Origin of the sequence: Aeromonas sanarellii (assembly GCF_000820085.1) — a bacterium.
Taxonomy (GTDB): Bacteria; Pseudomonadota; Gammaproteobacteria; order Enterobacterales; family Aeromonadaceae; genus Aeromonas; species Aeromonas sanarellii.
The window spans coordinates 74,187-89,236 of record NZ_CDBN01000007.1 but is presented as its reverse complement, the minus strand read 5'-3'; the positions used below and the strand labels follow the sequence as shown (position 1 = coordinate 89,236).

At 63.0% G+C, this 15,050-nt stretch carries 10 protein-coding genes; 5 read left to right on the top strand and 5 right to left on the bottom strand.

All coding sequences use genetic code 11. From position 1 onward, the window contains the following. Positions 1 to 153: 153 nt before the first annotated feature. From BN1132_RS01455 to BN1132_RS01445, 3 genes are all read right to left on the bottom strand, one after another. Entirely contained in the window at positions 154 to 2,577 is a 2,424-nt protein-coding gene (locus BN1132_RS01455) for a YgiQ family radical SAM protein (protein ID WP_042074385.1), read from the bottom strand. 196 nt (positions 2,578 to 2,773) lie between these two features. Continuing rightward, complete coding sequence (locus BN1132_RS01450; protein ID WP_042074348.1) at positions 2,774 to 5,926, bottom strand: efflux RND transporter permease subunit; 3,153 nt, start codon at positions 5,924 to 5,926, stop codon at positions 2,774 to 2,776. Continuing rightward, positions 5,926 to 6,978, bottom strand: coding sequence for an efflux RND transporter periplasmic adaptor subunit (locus tag BN1132_RS01445; protein WP_042074347.1), 1,053 nt, complete (start codon positions 6,976 to 6,978; stop codon positions 5,926 to 5,928). Before BN1132_RS01445 ends, BN1132_RS01450 begins: the two co-directional genes overlap by 1 nt. A gap of 375 nt (positions 6,979 to 7,353) precedes the next feature. On the opposite strand from BN1132_RS01445, the gene BN1132_RS01440 reads away from it, so the two are divergent. After that, positions 7,354 to 8,217, top strand: a complete 864-nt coding sequence (locus BN1132_RS01440) for a patatin-like phospholipase family protein (protein ID WP_042074346.1) — start codon at positions 7,354 to 7,356, stop codon at positions 8,215 to 8,217. Between the two features lie 62 nt (positions 8,218 to 8,279). On the opposite strand, the gene BN1132_RS01435 is transcribed toward BN1132_RS01440, so the two are convergent. Both BN1132_RS01435 and BN1132_RS01430 read right to left on the bottom strand, forming a co-directional pair. Continuing rightward, a complete protein-coding gene (locus BN1132_RS01435; RefSeq protein ID WP_042074344.1) occupies positions 8,280 to 9,641 on the bottom strand; it encodes a sodium-dependent transporter in 1,362 nt (453 codons plus the stop codon). A 195-nt stretch (positions 9,642 to 9,836) separates the two neighbouring features. After that, positions 9,837 to 10,103 (bottom strand): helix-turn-helix domain-containing protein, encoded by a 267-nt coding sequence (locus BN1132_RS01430; protein ID WP_010673503.1) that lies wholly within the window; start codon positions 10,101 to 10,103, stop codon positions 9,837 to 9,839. A gap of 257 nt (positions 10,104 to 10,360) precedes the next feature. Here BN1132_RS01430 and BN1132_RS01425 point away from each other — a divergent pair, with 257 nt between their 5' ends. The 4 genes from BN1132_RS01425 (at position 10,361) to BN1132_RS01410 (ending at position 15,022) form a co-directional block, all read left to right on the top strand. After that, positions 10,361 to 10,954 (top strand): hypothetical protein, encoded by a 594-nt coding sequence (locus BN1132_RS01425; RefSeq protein WP_042074343.1) that lies wholly within the window; start codon positions 10,361 to 10,363, stop codon positions 10,952 to 10,954. Between the two features lie 308 nt (positions 10,955 to 11,262). After that, positions 11,263 to 12,282, top strand: coding sequence for a porin OmpA (gene ompA / locus BN1132_RS01420; RefSeq protein ID WP_042074342.1), 1,020 nt, complete (start codon positions 11,263 to 11,265; stop codon positions 12,280 to 12,282). Between the two features lie 412 nt (positions 12,283 to 12,694). After that, on the top strand, positions 12,695 to 13,696 hold the full coding sequence (gene ompA, locus BN1132_RS01415; protein WP_042074341.1) for a porin OmpA: 1,002 nt from the start codon (positions 12,695 to 12,697) through the stop codon (positions 13,694 to 13,696). Positions 13,697 to 13,924: 228 nt separating this feature from the next. Further along, entirely contained in the window at positions 13,925 to 15,022 is a 1,098-nt protein-coding gene (locus tag BN1132_RS01410; protein ID WP_042074339.1) for an OmpA family protein, read from the top strand. Positions 15,023 to 15,050: the final 28 nt, after the last annotated feature.

The window sequence follows — 15,050 nt, the reverse complement described above, 5'->3', positions numbered from 1 at the left end:
AAATATTAAATATAAATAAAAACATATAGTTATCGATACCAACCGCTATCTTGAGCGACTGCTTCCTCCTGCCAACATACGAGATACAAATAAAACAAGGGCGACCATCTGGTCGCCCTTGTTATTTCTTGCTTTCCCCAACAACAGGGAAACTCACCGAGCCGGTCGCTTGGCACTATTCCCTTTAGCCGCGGGCTTGCCGCCTTGAGTGGCGGGTTTGGCGCCCGGCTTGGCAGTGCCTGCGCGGCTCGGGGCCTTGCCTTTGTGAGCGGGTTTCCCCTGCCCTGCCGGTTTACCCTGACCAGTGCCCTGCCCTGCGCCCTGCACGGCAAACTTGCCGTTGCCCGAGCCCTTCTGGAGCTGAGAGCCGATCGGTTTGCCATTGCCCGTCTTGCCGCCATGTTTGCTGGCCGCAGGGGCATTGCCTGCGCCAGCCTCGCTGCGGGCGGCCTTGTTGCCAGCCCCGTTGCTGCGCTGATGGGTGATGGCACTGTGGCGGGTCAACGCGGGCTTGAGGCCCTTGCTGCGGCTGCGCTCGGCCTTGGCTTCGCCACGGCCTTCCGGCGGCACCAGGCAGTCGGGGCCATTGCCGATGAGGTGGCCCTTGCCCATCTCCAGCAAGGCTTCGCGGATCATGGGCCAGCCAGCCGGATCGTGGTAGCGCAGCAGCGCCTTGTGCAGGCGACGACGACGCTCCCCTTTCACCACGAACACGTCCCCGCCCTGGCGGCTCACCTTGTTGAGCGGGTTTTTCTCGGTGTAATACATGGTGGTGGCGTTGGCGAGCGGCGACGGGTAGAAGTTCTGCACCTGATCCAGCTTGAAGCGGTTTGCTTTAATCCAGAGCGCCATGTTCAACATGTCTTCATCCGTGGTGCCCGGGTGGGCGGAGATGAAGTAGGGGATCAGGTACTGCTGCTTGCCCGCCTCTTTGGAGTACTTGTCGAACAGCTCCTTGAAGCTGTAGTAGCTGCCCATGCCGGGCTTCATCATCTTGGAGAGCGGGCCCTCCTCGGTGTGCTCCGGCGCGATCTTGAGGTAGCCGCCGACGTGGTACTTGGCCAGCTCCTTGATGTAGCGCGGATCTTCCACCGCGATGTCGTAACGCACCCCGGAGGCGATCAGGATCTTCTTGATGCCCTTGAGATCGCGCGCCTTGCGATAGAGGTTGATGGTCGGGCTGTGGTCGGTGTCCATGTGAGGGCAGATGGTCGGCCAGACGCAGGAGGCGCGCCGACAAGTCTGCTCGGCCTTGGGGCTCTTGCAGCGTAAGCGATACATGTTGGCGGTGGGGCCGCCCAGATCCGAGATGACGCCGGTAAAGCCCGGCACCTTGTCGCGGATCTCTTCGATTTCTTTGAGGATCGACTCTTCCGAGCGGCTCTGGATGATGCGCCCTTCGTGCTCGGTGATGGAGCAGAAGGAGCAGCCGCCGAAGCAGCCGCGCATGATGTTGACCGAGGTCTTGATCATGTCGTAGGCCGGGATCTTCTCGTTGCCATAGGCCGGGTGCGGCACCCGCTGATACGGCAGGCCGAACACCCCGTCCATCTCGTCGGTTTCGAGGGGGAAGGCGGGCGGGTTGACCCAGATGATGCGATCGCCGTGGGCCTGGGAGAGGGCACGGGCGCAGCCCGGGTTGGTCTCGTGGTGCAGGATACGCGACGCATGGGCGTAGAGCACCTTGTCTTCCTTCACCCGCTCGAACGCCGGCAGCTTGACGTAGGTTTTCTCCCAGGGCTTCTGCTTGGGGGGCTGCACCAGGATGGGCTTGGCCTCCTGTTCCATCGGCGCGGTCCCTTCGTCGTCCGCGCAGGGCGCCCCTTCCATATAGGGGTTGGGGATGGGGTCGATGCGGCCAATCTGGTCGAGCTTGCTCGAATCGACCCCGCGCCAGCCCGGCAGCGGCTCCTTGCGAATGACGGCGGTGCCGCGAATGTCCTGCATGGTGTCGATGGTCTCGCCACCTGCGATGCGGTGAGCCACCTCCACCAGGGGGCGCTCGGCGTTGCCGTAGATGAGGATGTCGGCCTTGGCGTCGATCAGGATGGAGCGACGGATGGTCTCGGACCAGTAGTCGTAGTGGGCGATGCGGCGCAGCGATGCCTCGATGCCGCCGATGACCACCGGCACCTCTTTATAGGCCTCCTTGCAGCGCTGGGTATAGACCAGGGTGGCGCGGTCCGGCCGCTTGCCGCCCACGTCCCCCGGGGTGTAGGCGTCGTCGTGGCGCAGCTTCTTGTCGGCGGTGTAGCGGTTGATCATGGAGTCCATATTGCCCGCGGTCACCCCGTAGAAGAGGTTCGGCTTGCCCAGGCGCATAAAGTCATCCTTCGATGACCAGTCCGGCTGGGCGATGATGCCGACCCGAAAACCCTGGGATTCGAGCATGCGGCCGATCACCGCCATGCCGAAGCTCGGGTGATCCACATAGGCATCCCCTGTCACCAGCACGATGTCGCAGCTGTCCCAGCCGAGCTTGTCCATCTCCGCGCGGGACATGGGCAGGAAGGGCGCCGTGCCGTAGCACTCGGCCCAGTAACGGGGATAGGAGAAGAGGTTGGTAACCGGCTGCATTTTGACCACCTGGAACAATTCGGGTCGCGCATTATACCGGCAGAGCCAGGCGGGGGCGACGGCTTTTTGCCCCCACAGAACGCGAGGGGAAAGGGCTGCTTCGAGCGGGTGCCGCGGGTCGGCGTGACAGACTCGGTGTTCATCAACAAGCAGGGCACCCATGGGCGCCCTGCTTGTTGTCATCCGAGTCGGCACGCTAGGCCGCCGGTTTGTCCCGCCCCTCGGGGGCGTCCTCCCCCTGCACTGGGGACGGGCTGGCCGGAGCTGCCGTGGCCAGCACCTCGTCCACCAGCCGATCCCGCGCCCCCGTCATCCCCGCACGTCTGGCGATCAGGTGATAGATGGCGGGCACCACCAGCAGGGTGACCAGGGTCGCGAGCGACAACCCGAAGAAGACCACTGTCCCCACGGCCATCCTGCTCTCGTAGCCCGCCCCCATGGAGAGCATCAGGGGCACGGCACCTATGATGGCGGTGAGCGACGTCATCAATATGGGGCGCAGGCGGCGCACCGACCCCTTGATGATCGCCTCCTCGAACCCTTCACCCCGCTGGCGCAACTGGTTGATGAACTCCACGATGAGGATGCCGTTCTTGGTCACCATGCCGATCAGCATGATCATGCCGATCTGGCTGTAGATGCTGAGCTCCTGCCCCGTGAGCCAGAGGCCGAGCAGGCCGCCGAAGATGCCGAGCGGCACCGTCATCATCACCACCGCCGGGGTCAGCAGGCTCTCGAACTGGGCCACCAGCACCAGGTAGACCACCAGCAGGGCCAGGCCGAACACCAGCGCCATCTCCCCCTGGTTGTCGCGATAATCCTTGGACTCGCCGGCGTAATCCACCGACATGCCGATGGGCAGATGATCCGCGGCCCAGCCATCCAGGAAGTCGAGCGCCTCCCCCAGGGTGTGGTCGGGGGCCAGGTCCGCGGTGAGGGTGACCGCCTTCTGGCGCTGATAGTGGTTGAGGCGCTGGGGACTGGCCACCTGGGTGACGGTGGCCAGGGTCGAGAGGCTCACCATCTCGCCGCTGGCGGCCTTGAGGTAGATACGGCTCACATCCGAGATACCGTTGAACTGGGTCTGGTTGGCCCTCAGATAGACGTCGTACTCCTTCCCCCTGTCCACATAGGTGGTCTGGCTGACGCCCCCGAGCAGGGCCTGCAGGGAGCTTGCTATGGTGGAGACCGGGATGCCGAGCTGGCTGGCCCTCTCCCGCTCTATGGTCACCTGCAGCTCCGGGGTCTTCTCGGCATAGTCGAGATCCGGGCTCTGCATCAGCCCGCTCTGGCGCGCCGCCTGCTGCAAGATGAGCCCCTGCTGGTATAGCTCGCCGTAATCGGAGCCCTGCAGCACGAACTGCACGGCGGCGGTGGAGCCACCGCGAAAGCCCGGCTGGAAGGTGCGGATCATCACGTCCGGAATGTCGGCGAGCAGCCCGCTCAGGGAGCGGCCGAACTCGGTGGCCGTCTGCTCCCGCACCGCCCAGTCGCTGAGCTGGATGATGGCCATGCCGGTCTGATCGCCGCCGCGGCCGAAGGCCGGGGTGCTGAAGCTCACCGCCTGCACCACCCCCTTGCCGAGCAGCGGCAGGACGGCGGCCTCCACCTGCTGCATGTTGCGCTTCATCCGCTCTATGCTGGTGCCCTCTGCTCCCTTCACGAACACATAGAGCACGCCCCTGTCCTCTGTGGGAGTGAGGCTCGCGGGCAGCTTGCCAAAGAGGGCGCCGATGCCGCCAAGGCAGAGCAGCAGCACCAGGGGCATCCAGACGGCGTGGCGCAGCACGGCCCCCAGCAGGGCGCGATAGCGCCGCTCCACCCAGCCGAGGCCTTTATCCAGCGTGGCGGTCAGGGTGTTGGGTTTGTCCACGGCGCGCATCAGCCAGGAGCCCATGGCCGGGGTCAGGGTGAGCGCCACCAGGGAGGAGAAGAGCACGGCGAGCGAGAGCAATATTGCAAACTCGGTGAAGAGCCGCCCCACCATGCCCTCCATGAAGGCGATGGGCACGAACACCATCACCAGCACGGCGGTGGTGGCGATGACCGCAAACCCCACCTCCCGGGTGCCGTGCCAGGCCGCCATCAATGGGGATTCCCCCCGTTGCAGGTGGTGGTGGATGTTCTCCACCACCACGATGGCGTCGTCCACCACCAGGCCGATGGCGAGGATGAGCGCCAGCAAGGTGATGAGGTTGATGGAAAAGCCCAGATACCAAGCGCCGATAAAGGCCGAGATGAGGGAGACCGGCACCGTGATGGCGGGGATCAGGGTGGTGCGCCCCTGCCCGAGGAACAGATAGAGCACGGCGACCACCAGCAGGGCGCAGATGGCGAGTGTCTCGTACACCTCGTCGATGGCCTGCTTGATGAAGATGGTGGAATCGTAGTCGACCTCGAGCTTTGCCCCTTCCGGCAGGAAGCGCTGCATCTCGACCAGCTTCTTCTCGATGCCCTGGGCCACCGCCAGGGGGTTGGCGGTGGACTGGGCGACTATGCCAATCCCCAGGCTCTCGCGGCCGTTGCGCTGGTAGGCGCTGTCTTCGTTCTTGGCCCCCACCTCGACATCCGCGATGTCCGCCAGGTAGATGCTCTGGCCGTTGGCGGCGGTCGTCACCGGCAGGGAGCGGAAATCCTCGGCGCTGTGGTAGAGGCGGGCGATCTGCACCGCCATGGTCATGGTGTTGTTGCGGATCTCGCCGCCAGGGAGCTCGATGTTCTCCCGCTTGAGGGCATCCTGCACGTCGGCCACAGTGATGCCGCGGGCCGCCATGTCGGCCGGGCGCAGCCGCACGTACATCACCTGGGTCAGATCCCCCGAGAGTTGCACCTCGCTCACCCCGTCCACTAGGCTCAGGGGATCCACCAGCATGCGGTTGGCGTAATCCGTCAGGGCGGTGCGGTCCATCTGGGTGCTGCTGAAGTTCAGCCAGATGGCCACGTCGCCGTTGCCGTTGTCCTTGGTCACCATGGGCTCGTCCGCCCCGTCTGGCAGCCTGGGTCTGGCCCGGGAGATGGCGTCGCGCACGTCCGAGGTGCCCTCCAGCATGTTCCAGCCGAGCTTGAACTCCACCGTGATGGAGGAGCGCCCCTTGCGGGTCACCGAGTTGATGTTCTTGATGCCGCTGATGCCGGAGAGCTGGTCCTCGATGGGCTTGGTGACCTGGCTCTCCATCACCTCGGGGGCCGCCCCCTCATAGGTGGTGGTGATGGAGACGGACGGGGTCTGCACGTCCGGCATCTCCCGCACCGTCAGCTTGGAAAAGGCCACCAGGCCGAACACGGTGAGCAGGGCGCTGATGACCACCGCCACCAGGGGGCGGCGCACTGAGATATCGGAGAGCCACATCAGCCTTTCACCTCGCCCAGATCCCGTACCAGGGCGCCGTCGCGCAAATTGACCAGCCCCTCCACCGCGATGCGATCGCCGACGTTCAGCCCCTTGAGCACCCACACTTCTTCGCCATGGGTGTCGCCAAGCTCCACCGGCACGCGCTTCACCCGGCCGTCCGCCTCCAGGCGATAGACGAAGCGCTGCTCGCCGGCGTATTCCACCGACTGGGCCGGGATCAGGGTCATCTTCTGGGCCGGCAGTTCGAGCGCCACGTTCATCAGCATGCCGGGGCGCAACTGGCCGCCGGGGTTGGGCAGGATGACCCGCGCCTTGATGTTCTGGGTGTCGCTGGAGATCCGGCTGTCGAGGGTCTCCAGCACCCCGGAGAAGGATTGATCCGGCCAGGCGGAGCTGGTCGCCGTCACCGCCATGCCGGGGCGCAGCAGGGAGAGGTAGCGCTCGGGCACCGCCAGATCGAGGCGCAGCTTCGCCAGCTCGTCCAGATGCAGCAGCACGTCACCGCTGTTGACCAGGGCCCCTTCGCTCAAGTCGATGAGGCTGACGGTGCCGTCGAAGGGGGCGGCCAGGGTGCGCAGGGAGAGCTCGTAACGGGCCGCGTCCACCCGGGCCTGGGCCTGGGCGACGGTGGCCTCCTGCCCCTCCAGCTCGGAGGTGGTGATGGCGCCGCGCGCCACCAGGCGGCGCATGTCCCGCAACTTGCGCGCCTCGTCGCGCACGCTGGCGCTCTGCTCGGCGAGCTCCGCCTGCTGCTTGCCCGCGTCCAGGGCGATCAGGGTCTGCCCCTGCTCCACCTGCTGGCCGGATCGCACCGCAATGTTGACGATGCGGCCGGTCACCTCGGGACTCACCACCACGGAGCGATTGGCCGCCAGCTTGCTGACCAGCTTGATGGAGGGCTCGGCCAGGCTCTGCCTGACGGTTTCGGCCCTGATGTTGAGCTGTCTTGGCTCGGGCTTGCTGGCGGGGACGTCCCGCCGCAGGTGCCAGGCCCCCGCCGCCAGCAACAGTAGAAGAGGGAAAAGCCACAGCCACACGCGCGTTTTCATCACAGGATCCATGCAGTCAAAGAGAGAAAGGGAAAGAGCTTCATCAAGGATGGCACCATGTTACCCCCTGACTATGCCGCGACTATGTATAAATGTGACAAAACGTAACAACCTGGCGAGAAGATCATCAAAAACCATCTTCCCGGGACGATGACGAGGGTTCTGCCCTGCACTGATGGCCGATTTGCGCCTCATGCTCAGCCCGAGCCATTGCCGCCAGCCCCCTCGTGCACACTGTTGGAGACCATTCGCCGCGCCGATCTCGCCCTCTATCAGGCCAAGGGCAACGGTCGCAATCGCCGCGAAAGTTGGCAGGATGACGGGCAGGAGAAGCCGGGGTAAGCTGGAACCCCAATTCACATCAGGAGACGCACTGTGGCACGAAAACCCCGCCTGGGTCTGGCCCTGGGCAGCGGCGCTGCCCGAGGATGGGCACACATCGGCATCATACGGGCGCTGGAGCGCCTCGGCGTCAAGCCGGATCTGGTGGCTGGCTGCTCCATCGGCAGCTTCGTCGGCGCCGCCTACGCCGCCGGCGAACTGGACAAACTGGAGAACTGGGTGCGCGGTTTCAACCGGTTGCAGGTGATGGGGCTGCTCGACCCCGCCCTCTCCGGCGGCCTGTTCCGCGGTGACAAGGTGTTCGGCATCGCCGCCGGCCATCTGGGGGATCCCGCCATCGAGAGCCTGCCGCTGCCCTTCGCCTGCGTCGCCACCGAACTCGATACCGGCCGCGAGATCTGGTTGCAGCGGGGCCCCCTGCGCCAATGCGTGCGCGCCTCCTGCGGCATGCCCGGCATCCTGACCCCGACCCGGATCGATGACCGCTGGCTGGTCGACGGTGCCGTGGTCAACCCCGTGCCCATCTCGCTCGCCCGCGCCATGGGGGCCGAGGTGGTGATCGCCGTCAACCTCAACACCGACCTGCACCAGCCCTGGACGGACGAGCCGGACGAACCCGCCCCGGGGGGGCTGTTCAGCCAGTGGCTCGGCCGCACCGAACCCAGTACCCCCGGCATGTGGGGGGTGATGACCGGCTCCATCAACATCATGCAGGAGCGCATCACCCGGGCCCGGATGGCCGGCGATCCCCCCGAGATCCAGCTCTGCCCTCGCCTCGGCAACCTCTCCATCATGGACTTCCACCGCGCCAACGACGCCATCAACGAGGGGGAGGCCTGTGTCGAGCGCAGCCTGGATCAGCTCAAGGAGGAACTCTCCCGGCTCGGCCTGCTCTGACGCCCAGGGATACCAATGAAAAGAGCGCCATCAGGCGCTCTTTTGCTGTCCGGGCCCCGCGGTCAGAACAGCCCCAGCCCCTTGAGCATCACGATCAGGATCAGCAGGGGCGACACGTAACGGATGATGAAGAACAGGGGCTTGAGGATGGGCAGCTCCAGCTCGCCGCCATTGGTCAGCGCCGTCTTCATCCGCTCGAAGCCCCAGACCCAGCCGACGAATAGGCAGAGGAAGATGCCGCCAAGGGGCATCAGCACGTTGGAGGAGACGAAGTCGAACAGATCGAAGAAGGTCTTGCCGGCGATCTGCACGTCCGCCAGGGTGCTGTTGGAAAGCGCACAGGTCGACCCGACCGCCCCCAGCACCAAGAGGTTGATCAGGGTGGCCCTTCTGCGGCTCATGTGAAAACGCTCGGAGAGCACGGAGACCGGTACCTCCAGGATGGAGAGCATGGCCCCCGTGGCCGCGATGGCGGAGAGCACGAAGAACAGCACCATGAACAGGTGACCGAACGGAATGCTGGCAAACACCGCGGGTATGGTGATGAACAGCAGGGAGGGGCCGGCGCTCGGCTCGAAGCCGAAGGCGAACACCGCCGGGAAGATGGCGATCCCCGCCAGCATGGAGACGAAGAGATCGGCGCACATCACCCGGACCGTGGTCAGGGGAATGTGCTGGTCATCCCGAAAGTAGCTGCCATAGGTCATCATGCAGCCCATGCCGATGGAGAGCTTGAAGAACGCCAGTCCCATGGCCGTCAGCACGACGCCTGCGGTCACCTTGGAGAAATCGGGGGAGAACAGGAAGTCCAGCCCCTCGCTCGCCCCTGGCAGGGTCAGGCTGCGGATGCCGATCACCAGCAGCAGGATGAAGAGCAGCGGCATCAGCCGCTTGGTGACTGCCTCGATCCCCTTGGCCACCCCCATCAGCAGTATGCCCCCCATCAGGGCCAGCACCAGCCACTGCCACAGCAGGCTCTGCAGCGGATTGGTGATGAGCGCGTTGAAGGCCGCCCCCGTCACGGCGGGATCGGTCGAGAGGATATCCCCGCTGGCCGCCTTGAAGATGTAGGCAAACACCCAGGCCGCCACCTCGGAGTAGAACGACATGATGAGGAAGGCCGCGCTCACCCCCATGGCCGCGATCAGCCACCAGGGTTGTCCCTTCGGCGCCAGCTTGATGAGCCCGCTCACCGCATCGGATTTGGCCTGACGCCCCAGCATGATCTCGGAGATCATCACCGGCAGCCCCACCAGCAGGGTGGCGATGACATAGACCAGCAGGAAGCCGGCGCCGCCGTTCTCCCCGGTCAGGTAGGGGAACTTCCAGATGTTGCCAAGCCCGACGGCCGACCCCAGGGTCGCGGCCAGCACGCCAAAGGTACTGGTAAAGCCATCTCTGGCCTTGGATGTGGTTTGACTCATGTTTGTCTCGTTGTGCGCAGCAGTGGCCTGAATTCAAAGGGTCGGAATATTCCGGGGATTAATCCAGTTCCACAAGCTGATTTCGCTGAAATCGCCACACATCGCACATAACGCCGTATTTATTTAAACAAGCCTCTGTTTTGAAAAATAAAAAATGCCGCCTCCAGGGCGGCATTTTTATCAAGGCTCAGGCCATCAAGCCTTGGCAATATCGTCCGGACCGATCTGGCCGATTTCGGCGACTTTCTTGTCGGCCAGCAGCCAGAGGGTGAACTTGTGCAGATCCGGGTGATGAGCCAGGGCGACCAGGAAGGCGCCTCCGACTTCACGGTAACCCAGTTCATAGTTCTTCAGGGTGGTTGGGGGGACGCCCAGCAGATCGGCAAACTTGGGACGGCTCAGGCCTACCGCTTCGCGGATCTGACGGATCTTCTTGCCAACAGTTACGATATTTGAATTCATGTGTTCCATACTCCGTTCGGCGGATTGACTCCACCTTTATTTTTCGCGACGACTCGTAGTCAAGTGTATCAGTTTTGAACGGACTCGTTATGGTCGAGCCTCTATCTATAATCAGCGTCTTTCGACGACAACCCTAACAAACCTCGGGGATGGTAATCGCAGAGCCGCTTCAGGTAAACAGTCTCGAAAAGAAACCTTTCCGGTTGCCCGGCCATCGCTCGTATAATTCGCCGATTATTTCCAAGAGAGTCATCAGCATGGCATTTCCCGGCATCATCTCCCGTCTCCACCCGGATTCGGATCCCGCATCCCTCCCCCGTCAACTCAGCCAGGGCCAGCAGACCCGGGCCGAGGCATTCTGGCTGCCCGCGGCCATGCAGCACGACGCGGCCACCGTGCTGGCGGCCCTCTCGGACAAGTGCAGCCTCTATCTCGAATGCCCGGCGACGTCGGGGCTGCGCAGCCACGACGGAGTCCTGCAGGAAGATGGCACCCTGAGGCTGGAAAATGGTAACCGGATGGCGCTCGCGAAGGCCAAAGGGGATGGCGGCATAGTGCCCGAGCTGGGTCTGCACGAGATGGAAGCCTGGCTGGCTGCCGGTCACCTCCATTTCATCTGTTCAGCCGCCGTTCAGCCTGTGGCGCGGGCCATCCTCAATATCTGGCCCCTCGACCCCTATCTCGCCCGCCATTTCTTGCTCAGCTTCACCCCCTTGCTATGCGAAGCAACCGAGGCCGATTATCTCGCGGTCTTCTCGGCCAGGGTGGCAGGCGCAAGCCCGCAGCACGCCTGGGCTCAGGCCTATATGAAGCTTGAGAAAAAACTGCACCGCGCCTACTTGGATCACTAATAAATTCGAAGAAACAGCCAGTTATCCATACGACACAATTTGCCCCATGGGTTATCTGTGAGCTTGATCATGTTTTGAAATGGGCATAAAGTGCGCCACGTCATCGGAATGACATCGGCTGTTCGTGGCGGAGTTCGTGCATTGTCGACAGTGCAACCCGCTCACTTGTGCACCCAGATGCGTGCCTCCTGGATGGATCTAGGATCCCTGTTCGCGCCAACGGTCGTTGGTCGACAGAGCCAGCAGCTTACATAAATTACAAAGTGCGAAGCACGTGGACAACGTGCCATCTCAACGAGGATTATTTTATGATGAAAATGGCTCCTTCCCTGATCGCCATCGCCATGGCTGCCATGGGTGCAACTGCAGCGCACGCCGCTGACGACATCTACTTCGGTGCCGGTGTTGGTGCGACTCACTTCAACGGTCTGAACAAGATCGAAGGCGTGAACGCTGGTGAAGAAGACGCGGCTGCTGCCAATGCCTTCGTTGGTTACAACTTCAACGAATACTTCGGTTCCGAGCTGGGCTACCAATACACCGGCCGTGGCAACACCAACGGCAACCGTTACGAGAGCCAGGGTGCCACCCTGTCCGGTATCGCTCGTCTGCCGCTGGGCAACGATTTCTCCCTGTTCGGTGAAGCTGGCGCCTACTGGGGCCACACCGACGGTCTGGGCACCAGCGATACCAAGGTATCCCCGCTGGCCGGTGTCGGTGTGACCTACAAGGTCAACGACGCGCTGGACCTGCAAGCTCGTTACCGCTACATGTGGGACGTGGCTGACCTGCACGCCGACGACGTACGCTACAAGTCCAACCAGAGCGTTGCGACCCTGGAAGCCGTTTACCACCCGTTCCGCACTTCCTACGTAGCGCCGGCTCCGGCTCCGGTTGTTGAAGAAGCTCCGGCTCCTGCTCCGCAAATCGTTGAGAAGAACTTCGCCCTGAACTCCGACGTGCTGTTTGCCTTTGGCAAAGACAGCCTGAAGGCCGAAGGCGTGGAAGCCCTGAACGCCCTGTACCAGCAGATCGTTGAGTTCCAGCCGAAAGACGGCAACGCCGTTGTCGTTGGTTACACCGACCGCATCGGTTCCGACGCTTACAACCAGAAGCTGTCTGAAGCCCGTGCCCGTACCGTTGCCAACTTCCTGGTCAGCAAGGGTATGGCTGCCAGCAAGGTTGCCATCGAAGGTCGTGGCGAAGCCAACCCTGTCACCGGCACCAAGTGTGACGGCGTCAAGGCCAAGGCTCAGCTGATCTCCTGCCTGGCTCCGGACCGTCGCGTAGAAGTACGCGTATCCGGCGTACAGGAAGTTCAGCAGTAATCTGACCTCGCTCAGATAATGCGAAAAGGGGATGCCACGGCATCCCCTTTTGCTTGTCTGGCGTTTTCCCCGGCGACATCTCCTGTCTCACCTCTCCCCCTCTTCCCACTCTGGCGGTAGCCCCATGGTACCGGCGCCAGCGCTGCATATCTGACCGGAAACTTGATCAAGCTGATTCAAAAGAATACAGTAGCTGCGCTTGTAAGACATTGGATGAACTATTAAAAGTGCTGAATGCCCGGTGCGTTGTCCATGGAGAATAAGCTTCATGAGAATCCAGGTTACCATCCATTTTTTTATTCAAGCCGTCCGTGACGCGTTCACGGTGTCGCACATGAAGTGTCATCTGCGACCGGTATAACAAAGAGTGCGCAGTACGCCCTTAGCACGGCAACTCAACGAGGATAAAACGATGAAAATGAAAATGGCACCAACCCTGATTGCTCTGGCTATTGCAGCCATGGGAACCACCACGGCCCAGGCGGCTGACGACTGGTACACAGGCATGGGGGCAGGTTGGGCATATGGCCACGACCTGGACTCCTTCGGCCTGGATGCCGACAAGGACGCCACCGCGATCTCCCTGTTCGGCGGCTACAACTTCACCGAAAACTTTGCCGCCGAGCTGGGCTATCTCTATGCCGGCAAGGGTGGCGTCGACGGCGTCGACTTCAAGACCCAGGGTGGGACCCTGTCCGGTATCGCCCGCCTGCCCATGAACGACATCTTCTCCGTGTTCGCCGAAGGCGGTGCCTACTTCAACCACGTCAACGGCAACGGTGACAGCGACAACGGCACCTCGCCGCTGGCCGGTCTGGGCCTGAGCGCCAAGCTCACCGATCTGCTCGATCTGCAGGCTCGCTATCGCTACATCTGGGATCTGGGCGACGATCAGAAGACCTGGAAGACCGACATGAGCGTCGCCTCCCTGGAGCTGGTGATGCACCCGAACCGCAAAGCCTATGTCGCACCTGTGGCCGCACCGGCTCCCGAGCCGGCTCCCGAGCCCGTCATGGTCGACAAGAGCTTCGCCCTGAGCTCAGACGTGCTGTTTGCCTTCGGCAAGTCCACCCTGAAGCCGGAAGGAACCGCGGCGCTCAACACCCTGTATCAGCAGATCGTCGACGTCCAGCCGAAAGACGGCAGCGCCGTGGTGGTGGGTTACACCGACCGCATCGGCTCCGACGCCTATAACCTGAAGCTGTCCGAAGCCCGTGCACGCACCGTGGCCGACTTCCTGGTCGGCAAGGGTCTGCCGGCGGGCAAGGTCTCCATCGAGGGCCGTGGTGAAGCCAACCCGGTCACCGGCACCCAGTGTGACGGCGTCAAGGGCAAGAACCAGCTGATCTCCTGCCTGGCGCCGGATCGCCGCGTCGAAGTGCGCGTCACCGGCGTGCAGGAAGTCCAGCAGTAAGCGGGCAACCCGCAACCAAACAAGGGGCCACTCGGCCCCTTTTTTATTCATCAGCCTGCCCTTCCCACCCCCGTTCTGGGGCGAACCAGTTGTCACCTTCCTCACAGATTTTCCATACGGGGTCGCCACTTAAGTGGTTAAACGTCTCATATGGCCTATACATAATGTTGGTTATACATAACAAAGGGCTGGGAGCCCTATAACACCCAACATCGACGAGGAAACGCGATGAACATTAGACTGAAACCGGTATGGATTGCACTGGTATTGGCGACGGGAGCGGCACAGGCGGCACCTGTTCATGACTGGTATATAGGCGCGGGGGCAGGCTGGGCATGGGCCCATGATCTCGATGACTTCAGCAAGGATGTCAGCAACGATGACACCGCGTACAACGCCTTCGCCGGCTACAACTTCACCGAAAACCTGGGGGCCGAACTGGGTTATCTCTCGGGCGGGGACTGGGACGTCAATGGTCACGAATTCAGCAACCAGGGGGCGACCCTGTCGATCCTGGGCCGCCTGCCATTGAACGACATCTTCTCGGTGTTTGCCGAGGGTGGTGGCTACCTCTACAGCGTCAAGTCCATCAACGGCAGCGAGGACAACCTGGCGCCGCTGGCCGGACTCGGCATGACCGCCAGGCTGCACGACTGGATCGACATCCAGGCCCGCTATCGCTACATGGTGCGGGTGGGAGATGACTCGGACAACGACAAGGTGGGCAGCGGTACCCAGCGCTGGGTTAGCGACATCAGCACCGCCACCATAGAGCTGGTGCTGCACCCCAACCGCACCGTCGCCGCCGTGCCGGTGGCGGCCCCCATGGTGGTGGCCCCGCCGCCGGCCCCCGAACCGGTGGATCAGACCTTCAACCTGAGCTCTGACGTGCTGTTTGCCTTCGGCAAGGCGGAGCTCAAGCCGGAAGGCATGGCCGCCCTGGACGATCTCTACCAGCAGATCGTCGACGTCAAACCCAAGGACGGCAACGCCCTGGTGATGGGCTATACCGACCGCATCGGCTCCGACGCCAACAACCAGGCGCTGTCCGAAGCCCGTGCGCGCACCGTGGCCGATTTCCTCATCGGCAAGGGCCTGCCTGCCGACAAGGTCAGCATCCAGGGCAATGGCGAGAGCAACCCGGTCACCGGCACCCAGTGTGATGCCGTCAAGGCCAGGGCCGCCCTCATCGACTGCCTGGCCCCGGATCGCCGGGTCGAGGTGCGAGTCACCGGCGTGCAGTCCGTGCCGGTCGCCGAACCTGCTGCCGAACCCGCCCCTGAAGAAGCCGTCACCGAGCCGGCCGCCGAGCAGCCGGCCCAATAACCCCTCCCTCGGCCACCGTGCACAAAAA

What these genes read in the sequence shown, in the direction of transcription:
- BN1132_RS01455 (WP_042074385.1), bottom strand. Translation starts at nt 2,577, where the DNA reads ATGCAGCCGGTTACCAACCTCTTCTCCTATCCCCGTTACTGGGCCGAG.
- BN1132_RS01450 (WP_042074348.1), bottom strand. Translation starts at nt 5,926, where the DNA reads ATGTGGCTCTCCGATATCTCAGTGCGCCGCCCCCTGGTGGCGGTGGTC.
- BN1132_RS01445 (WP_042074347.1), bottom strand. Translation starts at nt 6,978, where the DNA reads ATGAAAACGCGCGTGTGGCTGTGGCTTTTCCCTCTTCTACTGTTGCTG.
- BN1132_RS01435 (WP_042074344.1), bottom strand. Translation starts at nt 9,641, where the DNA reads ATGAGTCAAACCACATCCAAGGCCAGAGATGGCTTTACCAGTACCTTT.
- BN1132_RS01430 (WP_010673503.1), bottom strand. Translation starts at nt 10,103, where the DNA reads ATGAATTCAAATATCGTAACTGTTGGCAAGAAGATCCGTCAGATCCGC.
- BN1132_RS01425 (WP_042074343.1), top strand. Translation starts at nt 10,361, where the DNA reads ATGGCATTTCCCGGCATCATCTCCCGTCTCCACCCGGATTCGGATCCC.
- ompA (WP_042074342.1), top strand. Translation starts at nt 11,263, where the DNA reads ATGATGAAAATGGCTCCTTCCCTGATCGCCATCGCCATGGCTGCCATG.
- ompA (WP_042074341.1), top strand. Translation starts at nt 12,695, where the DNA reads ATGAAAATGAAAATGGCACCAACCCTGATTGCTCTGGCTATTGCAGCC.
- BN1132_RS01410 (WP_042074339.1), top strand. Translation starts at nt 13,925, where the DNA reads ATGAACATTAGACTGAAACCGGTATGGATTGCACTGGTATTGGCGACG.